Origin of the sequence: Paenibacillus psychroresistens (genome assembly GCF_009728935.1) — a bacterium.
GTDB lineage: Bacteria > Bacillota > Bacilli > Paenibacillales > NBRC-103111 > Paenibacillus_AC > Paenibacillus_AC psychroresistens.
Window position 1 is genome coordinate 3,566,628 of sequence record NZ_CP034235.1, and the last position, 18,526, is coordinate 3,585,153.

The 18,526-nt window shown below is 41.2% G+C and carries 14 protein-coding genes; all 14 read left to right on the top strand.

Annotated elements, in window-relative coordinates:
- Positions 1 to 23 precede the first annotated feature (23 nt).
- Positions 24 to 1,472 (top strand): proline--tRNA ligase, encoded by a 1,449-nt coding sequence (gene proS, locus EHS13_RS16020; protein ID WP_155701302.1) that lies wholly within the window; start codon positions 24 to 26, stop codon positions 1,470 to 1,472.
- Between the two features lie 112 nt (positions 1,473 to 1,584).
- The gene (locus tag EHS13_RS16025; protein WP_155701303.1) at positions 1,585 to 5,913 is read left to right on the top strand and encodes a PolC-type DNA polymerase III; all 4,329 of its coding nucleotides are present in this window, start codon (positions 1,585 to 1,587) and stop codon (positions 5,911 to 5,913) included.
- Positions 5,914 to 6,095: 182 nt separating this feature from the next.
- Positions 6,096 to 6,554 carry a ribosome maturation factor RimP gene (rimP, locus tag EHS13_RS16030; RefSeq protein WP_155701304.1) on the top strand — a complete coding sequence of 153 codons (459 nt, stop codon included), beginning with the start codon at positions 6,096 to 6,098 and terminating at the stop codon, positions 6,552 to 6,554.
- Positions 6,555 to 6,629: 75 nt separating this feature from the next.
- Positions 6,630 to 7,727: a transcription termination factor NusA gene (gene nusA, locus EHS13_RS16035; protein ID WP_155701305.1), complete on the top strand. Its 1,098-nt coding sequence runs from the start codon at positions 6,630 to 6,632 to the stop codon at positions 7,725 to 7,727.
- Between the two features lie 32 nt (positions 7,728 to 7,759).
- Positions 7,760 to 8,074, top strand: a complete 315-nt coding sequence (rnpM, locus tag EHS13_RS16040) for an RNase P modulator RnpM (RefSeq protein WP_155705386.1) — start codon at positions 7,760 to 7,762, stop codon at positions 8,072 to 8,074.
- Positions 8,061 to 8,381: a L7Ae/L30e/S12e/Gadd45 family ribosomal protein gene (locus tag EHS13_RS16045; protein ID WP_155701306.1), complete on the top strand. Its 321-nt coding sequence runs from the start codon at positions 8,061 to 8,063 to the stop codon at positions 8,379 to 8,381. Before rnpM ends, EHS13_RS16045 begins: the two co-directional genes overlap by 14 nt.
- Position 8,382: 1 nt before the next feature.
- Positions 8,383 to 11,166 (top strand): translation initiation factor IF-2, encoded by a 2,784-nt coding sequence (gene infB / locus EHS13_RS16050; protein WP_155701307.1) that lies wholly within the window; start codon positions 8,383 to 8,385, stop codon positions 11,164 to 11,166.
- 7 nt (positions 11,167 to 11,173) lie between these two features.
- Complete coding sequence (gene rbfA / locus EHS13_RS16055) at positions 11,174 to 11,530, top strand: 30S ribosome-binding factor RbfA (protein WP_155701308.1); 357 nt, start codon at positions 11,174 to 11,176, stop codon at positions 11,528 to 11,530.
- Positions 11,527 to 12,522, top strand: a complete 996-nt coding sequence (locus EHS13_RS16060) for a DHH family phosphoesterase (RefSeq protein WP_155701309.1) — start codon at positions 11,527 to 11,529, stop codon at positions 12,520 to 12,522. Before rbfA ends, EHS13_RS16060 begins: the two co-directional genes overlap by 4 nt.
- Positions 12,519 to 13,430, top strand: coding sequence for a tRNA pseudouridine(55) synthase TruB (gene truB / locus EHS13_RS16065; protein ID WP_155701310.1), 912 nt, complete (start codon positions 12,519 to 12,521; stop codon positions 13,428 to 13,430). The genes EHS13_RS16060 and truB overlap by 4 nt, the downstream gene beginning before the upstream one ends.
- A gap of 15 nt (positions 13,431 to 13,445) precedes the next feature.
- Positions 13,446 to 14,381, top strand: a complete 936-nt coding sequence (locus tag EHS13_RS16070) for a bifunctional riboflavin kinase/FAD synthetase (protein ID WP_155701311.1) — start codon at positions 13,446 to 13,448, stop codon at positions 14,379 to 14,381.
- A gap of 185 nt (positions 14,382 to 14,566) precedes the next feature.
- A complete protein-coding gene (gene rpsO / locus EHS13_RS16075; RefSeq protein ID WP_155701312.1) occupies positions 14,567 to 14,836 on the top strand; it encodes a 30S ribosomal protein S15 in 270 nt (89 codons plus the stop codon).
- A 289-nt stretch (positions 14,837 to 15,125) separates the two neighbouring features.
- Complete coding sequence (gene pnp, locus EHS13_RS16080; protein WP_155701313.1) at positions 15,126 to 17,210, top strand: polyribonucleotide nucleotidyltransferase; 2,085 nt, start codon at positions 15,126 to 15,128, stop codon at positions 17,208 to 17,210.
- Positions 17,211 to 17,483: 273 nt separating this feature from the next.
- Positions 17,484 to 18,509 (top strand): polysaccharide deacetylase family protein, encoded by a 1,026-nt coding sequence (locus EHS13_RS16085; protein WP_155701314.1) that lies wholly within the window; start codon positions 17,484 to 17,486, stop codon positions 18,507 to 18,509.
- The last annotated feature ends 17 nt before the right edge of the window (positions 18,510 to 18,526 follow it).

The window sequence follows — 18,526 nt, forward strand, 5'->3', positions numbered from 1 at the left end:
TATAGAGGGATTGGGTGGTCTAGTTGGCAGATGAAAAACAATTTGTAAAAGAAATTACGCCACAAAGTGAGGATTTCTCAAAGTGGTATCTGGACGTTATTAAAAAAGCAGATTTAATGAGTTATTCACCTGTGCGCGGCTGTATTGTCTTTAAACCGGACAGCTATGAAATTTGGGAGAATATTCAACGTGAGCTGGACAAGCGCTTTAAGGAAACAGGCCACCGTAATGCTTATTTTCCATTATTTATCCCAGAGAGCTTTTTTCAAAAGGAAAAGGATCATATCGAAGGCTTCAATCCAGAGCTGCCGTGGGTAACGGAAGCAGCAGGTGAGAAGCTAGAAGAACGTCTGGCTATTCGTCCTACTTCAGAAACCATGTTTGGCCATATGTATGCGGAATGGATTAATTCCTATCGTGATTTGCCTTTATTGATCAACCAATGGGCTAATGTGGTAAGATGGGAAAAACGTACGCTTCCTTTTATCCGCACAAGTGAGTTTTTGTGGCAGGAAGGCCATACGGCGCATGAAGATGAAGCAGATGCTCGGAAAGAAACCATGCAAATGCTAGAAATTTATCGTGATTTTGTTGAAGATTTCCTAGCCATTCCAGTTATAGTAGGTCAAAAAACACCTTCTGAGCGATTCGCTGGCGCAGTAGATACGTATTCGATTGAAGCTATGATGAAAGATGGGAAAGCCGTTCAAGCAGGAACCTCTCATTACCTAGGAACTAAATTCGCCGTGGCTTTTGATATTAAATATTTGGATCGTGAGAATACGCATCAATTTGTACACACCACTTCATGGGGATCAAGCACGCGCTTAATCGGAGCATTGATCATGGTTCATGGAGATGATCGCGGACTAGTCATTCCACCGAAAGTAGCTCCTACTCAAGTGGTAATGATTCCAATTGGTCCTCCTAAATCACGTGAGCCTGTTTTGGCAAAAACGAATGAACTATACACATTATTAAAACAAGCTGGAATTAGAGTTAAGGTTGATGATCGTGCAGACGTTACACCTGGCTGGAAATTCAATGAATACGAAATGCGTGGAATTCCTTTGCGTATTGAGTTGGGGCCTCGTGATATGGAAAATGGCCAAATGGTGCTAGTTTCGCGAGTGAGTGGTGAAAAAAGAATTATAAAACAAGAAAACCTTGTTCAAGAGGTTGAACAAATACTAGCTGAAATCCAAACAGAAATGTTCGAAAAGGCTAAGCAATTCCGTGAGGATAACTTTACTTCGGTTGATTCCTTGGATGGAATGAAGCAATATCTGGAGAAAAAACGTGGATTTATTTTAGCAGGCTGGTGTGGTTCAGCAGCATGTGAAGCGGAGGTTAAAGAAGAGACAGGTGCAACAAGCCGCAATATTCCATTCTCGCCAGCGGAGCATAAAACGCATTGCTTGGTTTGTGAAGAACCAGCTTTGCATACAGTAGTTTTTGGACGTTCCTATTAATTTGATTTATGTATATAATAGAGAAGGGCAGCGGATGAGTAAGTCCATTGCCCTTTGCTTTTTTTAACGAGATTATGCGAGTTTTCCAACGAAAACTTTTAGGAGAAATGAAATGATTAAAAAACGCGAACGATTTGAATTATTGCTGCAACAAGCACTTTTTTCCAGTGAGATCATTAATGGGCATTTTGCTGAAGGATACATAGACCAGGTTGAGGTTAGTCGCAGTAACAGTCAATGGACCTTTACGCTTGCTAAGAAACAAATCCTACCTTCTGACATTTACCAAATCTTCTGTAAAACGATCCGTGATAAGTTTGCTCACATTGCTCAGATTGACTTTATCGTGAAATATGATTTAGCAGAAGTTTCGTCAGATAGCTTAATAAATACCTATTGGGCGCATTGCAGTGAATGGATCAAAAAGGCGGTGCCGTCGATTAATGGTTATATTAGAGATGCCAAATATGAGCTCAATGGCGATGTGATTACGGTAAGTATTTTAGAAGAAATTGGCATGGAGATAGTCAAAAAGAAAAGCGGAGAATTATGGATCCAGCGTTATTTTCGTGATTTTTTTGCTCGAGAATTTACCGTACGTTTTAATGTGACTGAATCTAACGAAATTGAGTTAAAAAGAGTGCAATACTTTCAACAAAACGAGCAAGAAGATAAAATGTTTACGCAGAACTTAGTTTCCGCGATTGAGAAGGATGTGGAAGCTTCCAAAGCTACTGAAGGCGAATTAAAGCTCATGGTAGGTTATGAAATCAGAGATATTCCGGTACCCATTCAACAAATTGTTGAAGAAGAGAAGAAAATTACGATGCAAGGCATGGTTTTTGGAATTGAGGTCAAGGTGCTCAAAACCGGTACAACCCTCTATCAATTTTATATAACGGATTTCACGGACTCCTTAATGGTGAAGGCCTTTGTCAAAACAAAAGAAGATCTAAAAATATATAATTTAATAGCAAATGGCAAGTGGATAAAGGTTCGCGGCAAAGTGGAGTATGATCGTTTTGGGCAGCCGCCAGAGCTGATGCTTATTCCTAATGATATCAATGAAATCGTCGCACCAATGGACCGTATGGATAATGCTGAACACAAAAGGGTCGAATTTCATTTACACACGACTATGAGCACTATGGATGGAATTACACCTATAGGTGAATATGTTAAAACAGCAGCTCGCTGGGGACATAAAGCTATTGCGGTTACCGATCATAGCGGTGTGCAATCCTATCCAGATGCGAATAAGGCAGGGAAGAAACATGGAGTTAAGATCATTTATGGGGTTGAAGCTAATGTTGTAAATGACTCTATTCCTATTGTACTTAACTCTATTGACTTGGATTTAGAGAGTACAACCTATGTTGTTTTTGATATAGAAACGACAGGTCTGTCTGTTATGAACAATCGAATTATTGAAATCGCTGGAGTGAAAATGCAAGATGGCAAGGTGATTGGTGAGTTCTCAAGCTTTGTTAATCCGCACGAAATTATTCCTTATAATATTACGCAGCTAACTCATATCACCGACGATATGGTAAAGGATGCCCCAGAAATCGAATCTGTGCTTCCGCAATTTGCCCAGTTTATTGGAGACGCCGTATTAGTTGCCCATAATGCTAGATTTGATATGGGTTTTATACAAGCCAATTGCAAAACATTAGGGATGCCAGAACTCATGAATCCGGTCCTAGATACATTGGAGCTTGCACGTTTTTTATTTCCTAGCATGAAGAACCACCGTTTAAACACATTGGCAGATAAATTTAAGATTAGCTTGGATAATCATCATCGGGCGATTGCGGATGCTGAAGCACTTGGCCACATTTTATCAAGTTTAATCAAAGAGACATCAGAGCGTAATATCCGTAATTTGCATCATTTGAACGATTACGCAGGGATTGATTTGCGTAATACACGCCCGTTTCACTGCTGTATTTATGCAAAAAATGCGATTGGCAAAAAGAATTTATATAAGTTAATTTCTATTTCTCATACCGAGCATTACAACAAAGTACCTTCGATTCCCAAGAGTAAATTAATTCAATTAAGAGAAGGTCTGCACATTAATTCAGGCTGTGATAAAGGCGAGTTTTTTGAAGCTGTGCTTAATAAATCCTTAGAGGAAGCGGAAGAAGTTGCCGCATTCTATGATGTTCTGGAAATTCAGCCTATTGGCAACTATATGCATTTAGTGGACAGAGGGTTTGTCGGCAGCAGGGAAAGTCTGGAGCTGACGGTTCGCCGGATTTGCGAGATGGGAGATCGGCTGAATAAGCCGGTCATTGCTACGGGCAATGTCCATTATCTCCATCCACGCGAAAAAATAAATCGCGATATTACCATCTTTGGGATAACAGGGTTTAGCCCTTTGAAGGACCAGAATAAACCAGATGTTCACCTTCGTACAACGGAGGAAATGCTGCGTGAGTTCCAATTTCTTGGCGAGTCCAAGGCGATGGAAGTCGTGGTAAGCAATACTTCTAAACTAGCAGATGAATTTGAAGAGATATCGTTGTTTCCTAAAAAAGGCGGCCCTGCTGATAATGGCTTATTTTCCCCAATCTTTGAAGGTGCAGACGATGAAATCCGCGAAACCTGTTACCGAACAGCGGCTTCGCTTTATGCAGAGCCATTACCGGAAATTGTTATAGCCCGTCTAGAAAAGGAATTGAAACCGATTATTCAATACGGTTTCTCCGCCAACTATTTAATTTCAGAGAAGCTAGTTAAAAAATCAAATGAAGATGGTTACTTGGTTGGATCTCGGGGATCAGTTGGATCTTCTTTTGTAGCGACTATGCTCGGTATATCGGAAGTAAATCCCTTGCCGCCTCATTATATTTGCAGAGCTTGTAAATATAATGAATTCTTTACGGATGGCAGTATTCCAAGCGGATTTGATTTACCTAGTAAGCCATGCCCCAATTGTGGAGAAAACCTAAGAGGAGAAGGTCAGGATATTCCTTTTGAAACTTTTCTTGGCTTTAAAGGCGATAAAGTTCCCGATATTGACTTGAACTTTTCTGGGGAATATCAAGCTATTGCTCATAATTATACAAAAATTTTGTTCGGTCCGGAAAATGTTTTTCGTGCAGGAACCATTGGTACTGTGGCGGATAAGACGGCATTTGGTTATGTGAAGAAGTACGAAGAGGATAAAGGGAAAAGCTGGCGTAATGCGGAGTTAAACCGGCTTGCTTCAGGCTGTACAGGAGTTAAACGCAGCACAGGCCAGCATCCTGGCGGAATTGTAGTTGTTCCGGATTATATCGATGTAGAAGAGATTACCCCAGTGCAGTTCCCTGCGGATGATCAAAGCTCAGAATGGAAGACAACTCATTTTGACTACCATGCATTCGAAGAAAATTTCCTTAAACTCGATATCCTGGGTCATGACGATCCGACTATGATGCGAATGCTGCAGGACTTAACAGGAATTGATCCAACAACCATTCCGATGAATGATCAAAAGGTTATGAGTATTTTTAATTCAACTGAGGCAATTGGGGTTGAACCTCACCAAATCCGTTCACCAGTTGCTACCTTCGGAGTACCCGAGATGGGCACTAAATTCGTTCGCCAAATGCTTCAAGAAACAAAGCCAACCTCATTTGCCGATTTATTGCAAATATCTGGTTTGTCTCATGGTACAGGCGTATGGCTTGGGAATGCTCAGGAGTTAATTAAAAAGGGTACTTGCGATATTAAAACGGTTATCGGCTGTCGGGATGACATCATGCTTTATTTGATTTATAAAGCTAATATGGACGCAAGCTTAGCTTTCAAAATAACGGAAAGTGTACGTAAAGGTAGAGGGTTAACCGAGGAATGGAAAGACGATATGAAAAAGCATAAAGTACCTGCTTGGTATATCGATTCCTGTGAAAAAATTGAGTATATGTTTCCTAAGGCGCATGCCGCCGCTTATGTTATTTCCGCAGTACGAACGGCTTATTTTAAGGTGTACCATCCTATTGCCTATTACGCGACCTACTTTAGCGTTCGTGCCGAAGATTTTGATGTGGAGTTATTCTGTAAAGGGTATGACGCAATTCTACGAAAATTATTGGAGATTGAATCAAAAGGCTTTCAAGCTTTGCCTAAAGAAAGAGCGATGATTTCCATTCTGGAAATGGGCTTGGAGATGACGTCACGCAAGTTGAATTTCAAATCCATTGATATCTATAAATCGGATGCATCGCGCTTTATTATAGAAGGAGATTCGCTAATTCCACCTTTTTCATCGGTAGCAGGTGTTGGTGAAAATGCCGCTAAGCTAATAGCGGTGGCGAAGGAGTATGGTGACTTCTTATCAATAGAAGACTTTCAGCAAAAATCCAAAGTTTCCAAAACAGTAATTGAGCTTCTAAATGCGTTAGGCTGCTTTGGGGCAATGCCTGAATCCAACCAGCTTTCATTATTTTAATCACGGATTCAGTTGAAAAGGCTAACCCTTGTGTGGAAAGTTCTGTTATGGTATAATCTATTTTGGTAAACTTGTTGATATCATTACGCGACTGAAGAGTGGGGAAACCCACTCTTTACATTTTGATATAGACTTAGTAAAAAATTGGAAATACTTTGAATTATCCTTAGGAGGGTTTTAAATTGAGTTCGCAAATCAAATCAATCGTTGAAGCTATGCTCCAACCTTTTATGGATGAACATGGTTTTGAACTGGTAGATGTTGAATATTTAAAAGAGGGCAGCAATTGGTTTCTACGCATCTATGTAGATAAAGAGCAAGGCATAGATATTGATGATTGCGGACGTGTTAGTGAATTTTTGAGTGAAAAGCTGGATGAGAATGACCCTATTCCGACTGCATATTTTCTTGAAGTTTCTTCGCCTGGCGCAGAGCGCCCGCTTAAAAAGCCGGATGATTATCGTAAGGTAATTGATAAGCAGGTTTTTGTCACTACCTATGAGCTAATCGATGGATTGAAGGAATTTGAAGGAAAGCTGCTGTCTTATGATGAGGAAACTTTAACAATTCAGACGCGTAAGAAAAAAGTTAACATTGAGTGCGCCAAGATCGCGAGTGCAAGACAAGCGATTCTTTTTTAAAATATTAGAAAGTATAAGTTTCACATTATACGGTTCTTGTATGTTTTTAATTTTGAAAGGGGGAATTCCTACCAAATGAATACTGACTTTATTGATGCGCTCCACGAAATCGAAAGTACAAAAGGCATTAGCAAAGACATCTTACTTGAAGCCATTGAGGCTGCATTAATCTCGAGCTATAAACGTAATTTTAACACGGCGCAAAATGTGCGTGTGGATATCAACAAATTAACTGGCTTGATCCGAGTTTATGCTCGCAAATCGGTTACCGAAGAAGTTTTGGATCCTAGATTAGAAATTTCTGTTGAAGCTGCGCGCGACATCAGTGGCAATTTTCAATTAGCTGATATTGTTGAGATTGAAGTGACGCCACGTGATTTTGGGCGAATTGCTGCTCAAACGGCAAAGCAAGTAGTTACACAACGTATTCGTGAAGCTGAACGCGGCTTGATCTATACGGCATTCATTGAAAAAGAAGATGATATTGTTACAGGTATTGTCCAACGTCAGGATGCACGTAATATATATGTGGATTTGGGCAAGGTAGAAGCGGTATTGCCGTTGAACGAGCTTATGCCAACTGAAAAGTTCAAGCATGGAGATCGGATTAAAGCCTACATTACCAAAGTGGAGAATACGACAAAAGGACCACAAATTTTCTTATCTCGTACACATCCGGGGCTGCTAAAGCGCCTTTTTGAGCTTGAGGTTCCTGAAATTTTTGATGGGGTTGTTGAAATTCGTTCTGTTGCAAGAGAAGCTGGCTTCCGCTCAAAAATTGCGGTACATTCACGTAATTTGGAAGTAGATCCTGTTGGATCTTGTGTAGGTCCAAAAGGGGTTCGTGTGCAGACCATTGTCAACGAATTGCGTGGAGAAAAAATTGATATTGTTCGTTGGTCAGACTCCGTTGAAGAATACGTAGCAAATGCACTCAGTCCTTCCAAGGTCATTGAGGTCAACGTATTCGAAAACGAGAAAATGACTCGTGTGATTGTTCCTGATTATCAATTGTCTTTAGCGATTGGGATTAAAGGACAGAATGCACGTTTAGCAGCTAAGTTAACCGGATGGAAAATAGATATTAAGAGCGAAACTCAAGCTGAGCAGGAATATGGCAGGCCTAAATCGCAATCCGATGAAATGCGTCAAGATTCCGTTAGTGTTGATTAAACGTCGTACGATAAAGTAGGTGGTCAGTCATGATCAGACAAAGAAAAATTCCTTTAAGAAAATGCGTGGCTTGCCAAGAAATGAAGCCTAAAAAGCAATTAATCCGGGTTGTACGTACCCCGCAGGAAGAAATTCAAATTGATCAGAGCGGTAAAAAAGCAGGAAGAGGCGCCTATTTGTGTGCCCAAATAGCATGCTTTAAGCTTGCACAAAAAAGCAAAGCCTTTGATCGTGCTTTGAAACAAAACGTGAGTATTTCTATTTATGAACAGCTGGCCCAAGACTTTATTCGGGTCGAAGATGAATATTTACTCAGCAGAGATGAGATACCTGATGACGAACAATAAAATGCTCTCTTACTTGGGCTTGGCGATGCGTGCAGGCAAGTTGGTAACGGGCGATGAAGGTGTAATGAGCGCTATCCGATCGCGTGAAGCCAAATTGGTTATCCTAGCTATAGATGCTTCGAGCAATGCACAGAAAAAATATAGAGATAAATGCAGCTCTTACCAGGTTCGTCTACTGGAAAGCGGCAGTCGTGATGAATTAGGTTCAAGTATCGGCAAGGCCGAGCGAGTTGTCATTGCGATAATGGATTCAGGCTTTGCACAAATGATAATAAAGTGTTCGGTAAAACCCGCGGAGGTGGAGTAGTTTGGATAAACAAGACAATAAAGATAAGCTGCGCGTATATGAATATGCGAAATCCTTAAACATGAGCAGTAAAGAGATCATTACCATATTAAAGAGGTTAGGAATCGGTGTTAACAACCACATGAGCGTAATGGAAAATGATGCCGTATCTTCAGTAGAGAAGTTCTTTCATGATATTAAATCCAATGCAGCAGTTAAGAGAGCGGCAACGGAAAATGCAGCTAAGCAAGCCGCTGCAACAGCAGCTTCAGCAGCCGCAGCCGCAGCGAAAGCTCAGGCAGCCGCACAACAAGCAGCTAACGCGCCTGTTGCAGCGCCAATTGCGGAGCAACCAAAGGTTAGCCAACCGGTAGCGGCAGCACCACGTCCTGCAGTAAGCTCAGCTACAAGCAGCACATCTTCAAGCTCGCAGGGTGGACAATTGCGTTCGAATTCGCAATCCACGCCAGCTAGACCTTATACACCGGGTCAAGGCAGTACTTCACGTCCTTCTCAGCCTTATAACAACAATCGTCCTGCTGGAGCATCATCAGGTCAAGGACAGAGCAGACCTTCTACAGGCTCAAGCTCAAGTGCTAGACCAAGTGGCAGCTCAACAGGCGGTTATAATAGCTCCAGTTCACAACGTCCTGCATCATCGGGACAACGTCCGACATCATCATCAGGCCAAGGCCAACGTCCGCAAGGGCAAAGCGCTGGTACAGGTACAACTGGGGCGGTTAATACTAATCGTAACCAAGGTACGGATAATTCACGCCGTACATTTGATCCAAGTACGAATCGCAGCAGCGGTCAATCCTCTGCGCCTCCACAAAGATTCAATGAAACTAGAGCAACTAAACCAACTGTGGCGCCTCCTTCCATTAACGAGGACCTAGACAGCAATGGTGTTGCCAAAAAAGCAAAACCACCAACAAAGCGGTTTGATGACAATCGTGGCGGAACGAACAAAGGCGGACAAAACCGTTCAAACAGTCGTTACGGCAAAGGTAGAAATCAGGCTCCCGTTGTTTATAAAGAAAAGGTGGACAACACACCGAAGAAAATTATCGTACGCGGTGAAATGACAGTTGGCGAGTTGTCCAAGTCGTTGCACAAAGATGTATCAGAGGTTATTAAAAAGTTATTACACCTAGGTGTAATGGCTAATATTAACCAAGAATTAGATTTGGAAACCATTCAATTGCTTGCCACAGATTTTGGTGTTGAAGTTGAAATGAAAATTCCAGTAGATGAAGATAATTTCGAGCTTATTCTGGAAACAGATGAAGATGGTGACTTGAGCGAAAGACCTCCTGTTGTAACCATCATGGGTCATGTCGATCATGGTAAAACAACTTTGCTGGATGCGATTCGTCAGACGAGTGTTACTGAAGGTGAAGCAGGCGGTATTACACAGCATATTGGTGCTTATCAAACGGAAGTACACGGTAAGAAAATTACTTTCCTTGATACTCCTGGTCACGAAGCCTTTACAACAATGCGTGCGCGTGGTGCGAAAGTAACGGATATTACCATTCTAGTTGTTGCAGCGGATGATGGCGTTATGCCACAAACGGTTGAAGCAATTAACCATGCGAAAGCAGCTAATGTGCCAATTCTGATTGCTATCAACAAAATTGATAAACCCGGTGCAAATATCGATCGGATCAAACAAGAATTGACTGAGTACGCTTTGGTTCCCGAAGAATGGGGTGGAGATACTGTCTATGTCGAGGTTTCCGCTAAACAACGTTTGGGGCTTGAGCATTTGTTGGAAATGATTTTACTTGTTGCAGAAGTGCAAGAGCTAAAAGCAAACCCTAACAAAAGAGCTAGAGGAACAGTTATTGAAGCGCAGCTTGATAAAGGAAAAGGCCCTGTTGTACACGTATTGATTCAGAACGGAACTTTGCGAGTTGGAGATAGCTTTGTAGCTGGTGTTTGCTTTGGCCGCGTGCGTGCCATGGTTAATGACAAAGGCAAGAAAATCAAAGAAGCCGGTCCTTCAACCCCTGTAGAAATTACAGGACTTAATGAAGTTCCACAAGCAGGCGATCCATTCCTATGTTATGAAGACGAGCGTAAAGCAAGAAATATTGCAGAACGCAGAGCGATTACATTACGTCAATCAGAGATCGGTGCTAACACACGCGTTACATTGGATGATCTCTATAAGCAAATTAAAGAAGGCGAAATGAAGGACTTGTACGTAATCATTAAAGGTGACGTTCAAGGCTCAGTTGAAGCACTCAAAGGCTCATTAGAGAAAATTGAAGTTGAAGGCGCTCGTGTTAAAATCATCCATATGGGTGCTGGCGCGATTACGGAATCAGATATCATTCTTGCTTCCGCTTCTAATGCGATTATTATCGGATTTAATGTTCGCCCAGATGCAGCCGTTCAAGCAACAGCTGACCAAGAAAAAGTCGATATTCGTCTACACCGTGTTATCTATAGCGTCATAGAGGAAATTGAAGCAGCTATGAAAGGCTTGCTCGATCCAATCTTTAAAGAGGTTGTTATCGGCCATGCTGAAGTACGCAGCACATTTAAAGTAACTAAGGTCGGAACAATCGCTGGCTGTATGGTCACTCAAGGTAAAATTACACGTTCCGCTGAAGTTCGCTTGATTCGTGGTGGAATTGTCGTATTTGAAGGTAAAATTGATTCACTTAAACGTTACAAAGACGATGCTAAGGAAGTTGCTCAAGGGTATGAATGTGGGATAACTTTGGAAAGATTTAATGACTTTAAAGATGGAGATATTATAGAAGCATTCGTAATGGAAACCGTTGAGAGGTGATTAGATAATGGCAAAAGTCCGCACAGGCAGAGTCAGTGAGCAAATTAAAAAAGAATTAAGCTTAATTATACAAGGCGAGCTAAAAGATCCGCGAATTGGATTTCTTACTGTAACAGGTGTGGAAATCACCAACGATCTTTCGGAATGCAAAGTCTATCTTAGTGTTCTTGGATCTGATCAAGAAAAGGAAGACACCTTGAAGGCGCTTAGTAAAGGGAATGGCTATATTCGTACAGAGCTAGGCAAACGGATCCGCTTGCGGATTGTACCTAAATTGTTTTTCATTTTGGATTCATCGATTGCTTATGGCAGCCGAATTGAGCATATCATAAGCAAACTAAATGAAGGAAAAACAGAGCTATGAGTCGAAATACAGCAACCACATACGAGCAACAATTGGCAGCTGCCAAGCAATTTATTCTTAGCAACGATGATTTTCTAGTGGTATCTCACATCGATCCTGATGGAGATGCCGCTAGTTCTACGTTAGCCATTGGTTGGATGCTTAAGCAGCTGAATAAAAAATTTACGATGATTAATGAAGGTCATACACCGGGTAAGTTTAATTTTTTATGGGGTTTTGACGGAATTATTGATTATTCTAAGGCAGCACCATCACGGACTTTTGAGCATGTCATTGCGGTAGATTGTGCTGATTTTTCACGTATTGGCAAAGTAAAATCTCTATTTAGCCCAACAACGCAAATTCTCAATATAGATCATCATCGTACCAATGATTTTTATGGTGCTTTCCAGTTAATCCGCGAAGATGCTGCTGCAACGGCAGAAGTTTTGTATGATTTAACGATGGAGCTGCAGCTAAATTGGTCTACTGAGTTAGGAGATTCTATTTATACGGGTCTATTAACGGATACAGGTGGTTTTCGATATGCAAACACCACACCTAAAGTAATGCGTATTGCTGCAGAAATGTTGCAAGTAGGTGTTGATGGCAATGATTTAGCTGACCGTTTACTGGAAAAGCTAACTTATTCACATGTTATTTTACTGCAAAAGGCATTAAGTACACTTGCTTTTACAGCAGATAAGAGAATCTCATGGGTTAGCGTATCTTTGCAGGATATTGCCGAAGCTGGAGCGTCTAACGAAGATCTGGAAGGCTTGGTCAATTACCCGCGTAATATAGAGGGAATTGAAGTAGGGATTTTATTCAAAGAAGTAGAGACTAATAAATATAAAGTCAGTATGCGTTCTGCCGGAATCGCCGATGTTGCCCTTATTGCCAAATCATTTGGCGGTGGTGGTCATTTCCGTGCTGCTGGCTGTACGATACCTGGCGAACTACAAGCTACTATAACTAAGGTTGTCAAGGAAGTAGGTCTGAAGCTGCAATGACATTAGAAGGAGTTTTGCCGGTCATTAAACCGGTGGATTTTACATCCCACGATGTTGTTGCTAAGGTCAGAGGCATTCTCGGCATTCGTAGAATTGGTCACACCGGCACACTGGATCCTAAGGTGACCGGTGTGTTGCCGTTATGTATTGGTAGAGCGACTCGTGTGGTAGAATACATTCAGGATTTACCCAAGCAATATGAAGCTGTTCTAACGGTTGGGCTAGCAACGGATACAGAAGACATGACGGGAACCGTAATAGAACGAGTGGAGAAAGTCGATTTGACAGAGGCTGATATTCATAGAGTATTTGCTAAATTTCTCGGCATCATCGATCAGGTTCCTCCCATGTATTCAGCAATAAAAGTAGACGGGCAGCGTTTATATGATCTTGCCAGACAAGGACAGGTTATCGAGCGTAAATCACGCCAGGTTGAAATTTATGAGCTTGAGTTAATCAAGTTGGATTTGGAGCTTGACCATCCACAGATCAAATTTCGTGTTAAATGCTCTAAAGGTACTTATATTCGTACTTTGTGTGTAGATATGGGCCAAGCATTGGGATATCCAGCAGTGATGTCAGAGTTAGTGCGAACAGCAACAGGCCCCATTCTATTGGCTGATTGCATCACGTTAGAGGAGCTTTCTGAGCTTGCTAAGAAAAACGATGTTTCATCCAGAATGATAGCAACGGATCAAGCAATCGCACATTTGCCTTCTTGTCAGGTTTCAGAATTGGAAGCCCTTCATGCAATGCAAGGAAAAAAAATTCATCTAAGCTCGCTACCTAACGATGTATATGAAGATCAAGAAATAGTTCGGCTATATTCAAACGATGAACGTTTTCTTGGCCTTTTTCGTTGGCAGGACGAGTCCAAAAGCTTTTCGCCCGAAAAAGTATTTAATTGATTGTAGGAGATCGATATGCAAATTATAGAAGTAAACTACCCTTCCGCAACTTTTAATGAACTGAATACTGTTAAACAAGTGATGGCTTTAGGAGATTTTGACGGCATTCATTTGGGACACCAAGAAGTCATTCAGCGAACAACATCAGCTGCTAAACGTCTAGGGCTGCCAGCCTCCATTATGACTTTTCATCCACACCCGCGTGTTGTCCTAGGACAGTCCAAATATGAGCAAAATCTAACTCCACTTCAGGATAAGATGAAGTTATTTGAGGCGATGGGGATTGAATATGTTTATTTAATGGACTTCACATTGGCATTTTCAAGAATTAGCCCTGAGGAGTTTGTTGAAAGTGTGCTTGTAGCTTTAGGCGCGGTTTCTGTTATTGTTGGGTTTGATTTCACTTTTGGAAGTGAAGGTAGAGGAACCCCAGAAGGTTTAGAGCTAATGGGACTGGGTAAGTTTTCTGTTGAAATTGTTCCGCCTTTTCATTTATCGGGAGAGAAGGTAAGCAGTACGAGCATTCGTGAAAATTTACTTGAAGGCTCTATTGAAGCAGCCAATGAGTTAATTGGACGGACCTATCTGATTCGTGGACAAGTTGTAACTGGCGATGGACGAGGGAGAACGATCGGATTCCCAACAGCTAATATTGAGCCTGCTGAAGATTACGTAATTCCCCGAAAAGGTGTTTATGCGGTACGATGCAACCTTCATGGTAAAGTGTACAATGCGGTAATGAATATTGGCACAAAGCCAACCTTTAACGAAAATGAAGTGAAAATCACTCTAGAAGCGCATATATTTGATTTTAACCAAATGATCTATATGGAGACTATTGAAGTTGAATTTATCAACTACATTCGCTCTGAACGCAAGTTTGCTTCTAAAGATGAACTCGTTCAGCAAATTAATCAAGATGCTGCAGAAGCTAAAAGAATACTGAGTTAATTGGATACTCTTGATTAGGCTCAATATTCGGTTAAGTTTTGTTTACTTCTACAAGTGATCTATGGTATAATTTTCGTTGGCAATGAAGAGTCGAATTTTTATTGCTGGAACCGTAGCTTGGATGCTCGTATCACCAACGAATTCTCGGCTATTGGGGATCATATCGATTGAAGGAGGTGAATAGGATGGCAATTACACAAGAACGTAAGAATCAAGTGATTCAAGAACATAGAGTTCATGAATCCGATACTGGATCACCAGAAGTACAAGTGGCTATCCTTACGGAAAATATCGTGAACTTAACGACACATTTTCGTGAGCATAAGAAAGATCATCATTCCCGTCGCGGATTGTTGAAGATGGTTGGTCAACGTCGTAAGCTTCTAACTTATTTGAAAAATAATGATGTTAGACGTTACAGCGCGCTAATTGAAAAATTAGGACTTCGTAGATAATGAATTAAGATGGAAAGCAACCATTGTTCCACCCTGCTGCTTGTTTGCATGGGCAACAGGGTTGCTTTTTCTTGTAATATCAGCAAGTATATATTTTATACTTTTAAACTGATATTCCTTGGCAGAAAGTTTACGTTATGCCTGATAACGGGCAGCTTGTTGCCAGATCTATTCCTAAATTGCATGAAAATGCTCGTACAATTTAGGAATGGAATCTTCAATTGTTGCTCGTTATCAGCAGATAAGAAATGAATGCTTATATTTAACAAACGAATGTAGGAGGAAACATATGGAAAAGCGAATACAAATTGAGGTTGGCGGCAGAACATTGATTTTAGAGACAGGCCGTCTAGCTAAGCAAGCCAATGGTTCGGTCATGGCACGTTACGGAGATACAGCTGTATTATGTACGGTAACGTCATCAACAGAGCCTAAACCATTGGATTTTTTCCCACTAACCGTGAATTATGAAGAAAGAATGTATGCGGTTGGTAAGATTCCTGGAGGCTTTAATAAACGTGAAGGCAGACCTTCACAAAAAGCGATTCTATCCAGTCGTTTAACAGATCGTACGATTCGTCCTTTATTTGCTGAAGGCTTTCGTAATGATATCCAAATCGTTGATATAGTAATGAGCGTTGACCAAGAGTGTTCGCCAGAAATGACAGCTATGATTGGTACTTCTGCAGCATTGGCTATATCTGACGTACCTTTTAACGGACCTGTGGCTGGTGTTATTGTAGGCAGAATTAATGGAGAGTTTATCATTAATCCGTCTGTAGAACAGAATGAAAAAACAGAAATTTACGTTGTTGTAGCTGGAACTAAGGATGCTATCATGATGGTAGAAGCCGAAGCTCATGAAGTTACAGAAGAAGTCATGCTTGAAGCGATTATGTTTGGCCATGAAGCAGTTAAGAAAATTGTTGCAGCCATTGAACAATTTGTTGCTGAAGTGGGCAAACCGAAAATGATAGTTAAATTGCAGGTGATTGATCCTGAAGTGAATGCTGACGTTCGTGGTTATGCAGAAGCTCGTTTAATCGATGCTTTAAAAATAAAAGAAAAGCTGGAAAGAGAAGAAGCAATTGATGCAATTAATGCTGAAACTGCCGCACACTTTAGTTCAGCATATGCAGAAACACCGAAAAAAATAGCTGATTTGCATGAAGCTTTACATGACATTATTAAAGACGAGGTTCGCCGTTTAATTACAGTAGATAAAATCCGCCCTGATGGACGAGCTTTGGATGAAATCCGTCCGATTGATTGCGATATCAGCATTCTTCCTCGTGTGCATGGTTCTGGTTTGTTCACACGTGGGCAAACGCAAGCACTTAGTATCTGTACTTTGGGTGCTTTAGGCGATGTACAAAGAGTGGATGGCCTAGATTTAGAAGAATCCAAACGTTTCATGCATCACTACAACTTTCCTCCGTTTAGCGTAGGCGAAGCCCGTCCGTTGCGTCCTCCAGGCCGCAGAGAAATTGGACATGGTGCTCTAGGAGAACGTGCATTAGGAATGGTTATTCCTTCTGAGGTCGATTTCCCTTATGCGATTCGCTTAGTTTCAGAGGTACTTGAATCCAATGGTTCATCCTCACAAGCTAGTATCTGTGCAAGCACAATGGCTATGATGGATGCAGGCGTTCCAATTACTGCACCGGTTGCTGGTGTTGCTATGGGATTGATTAAAGAAGGCGACTTCTTCTCGATTCTTACGGATATTCAAGGATTGGAAGATCATCTTGGAGATATGGATTTTAAAGTTGCAGGTACAGCAAAAGGAATCACAGCGATTCAAATGGACATCAAAATTAACGGTATCGACCGTGCGATTCTCGATGAAGCATTAGCACAAGCTAAAGCAGGCAGATTGTTTATTCTTAACAAAATGCTGCAACGTATCAGTGAGCCGAAAAAAGAGCTTTCCCAATATGCGCCAAAAATCATCTCCATGAACATTCACCCGGATAAAATCCGTGATGTCATTGGGGCTGGTGGTAAAATCATCAACAAGATTATTGAAGAAACAGGCGTTAAAATCGATATCGAACAAGATGGACGAGTTTTCATTGCTTCATCCAATGCTGAAATGATCGAAAAAGCTAGATTGATTATTGAAGGTATAGTTCGTGAGTTAATCGTTGGTGAGGTTTACCTAGGTACGGTTAAACGTGTAGAGAAATTCGGCGCTTTTGTAGAAGTACTGCCTGGCAAAGAAGGCTTAGTGCATGTATCACAGCTATCCTCTGAACGAGTAGTTAATGTTTCTGATGTTGTTTCCGTAGGAGATAAAATTACGGTTAAAGTAACAGAAATTGATGCACAAGGTCGCGTAAATCTTTCACGTAAAGCGGTATTAACTCCTTAATTAGTTGAGTATCATGTATAGATTGGAATGGAAAGAGTCATTAGCACGGAAAATGGACAACGTTTTAGTTGCCCATTATCCGTGTTAATCTGCTCTTTTTTTGCTTGAAATCTAAGAAAGTATTAATTTTATATTATACTGATCTTATATTTCCGGACAAACGTACCGTTTTCTTTTAGAAAAACGACGAGCCGTTTATCCTTGCTTAGAGAGGTCTAATCTTGTCCCAATTCGCATATAAAGTCCCATAGACGAATATGGGGAGATAGGATCATGAATGAAACGAAGAATAACCCTTGGCTGATACTGGTAACAAGTTGTCTCTTTGTAATGGTTGCTTGGAGCTTTGCGAGAATGACAGGTGTCGAGGATTACATCAAACAAGTCAAGCTGGGCACTAATCGAGCTTTCGTGTTTGTAAGTGACACAACTGCAGCGCCATTATCATCAACCAATGATCAAGCTTGGTTAGATAAGATAACTGCGGAAGCAGACAAAAAAAGGATTCCTGCGATTGATGCAAAGGTAGATCGTGTATGGAAAGCTATTCCGGGCTATAATGGCTTAGAGGTAGATATTCAGAAAACTTTTGAGCTCAGCAAGCATGCCAATCTTGACCAACCGATTCATTTCGTATATAAAGAGATAAAGCCAAAGATTGAATTGCGAGATCTAGGGGCTAATCCGATTTACAAAGGGAATCCGCAAAAACCGATGATTTCCTTGCTAATTAATGTGGCATGGGGGGATGAATTTATTCCTACTATCCTTCAAGTGTTGAATAATGAGAATGTTCATGCTACATTTTTTTTTGACGGTTCTTGGCTATCCAAGCATTTGGACACTGCGGCATTAATCGGCAAGGCAGGGCATGAGCTTTCCAATCATGCTTATTCCCACAAGAACATGAGTCAGCTAAGTCGAGAGAGAGCTACAAGCGAAATTGTAAAAACGCAGCAATTGCTTGAAACAAATTTAGGGATTAAGAATACATTGTTTGCACCTCCATCTGGTGATTTCGATGAGGAAACGGTGCAGATTGCCCATCAGCTGCAATTAAAAACGATTTTATGGTCCATTGATACCTTGGATTGGACTAAGCCTAGTCCTGCAACGGTTATCCAAAGGGTAACAAAAGGGCTCGAGCCTGGGTCTATGATTCTGATGCATCCCACGGCAGCTTCTAGCTTAGCGTTGGAAGCGATAATTAAAGATGCGAAACGAAAAGGCTTAGTTGTAGGCACTGTAAGTGAATTGTTATCGTCAGATCGCGTAAAGACTGTTCAAGAAATTCATTAAAGCAGGTAGAGGAGATT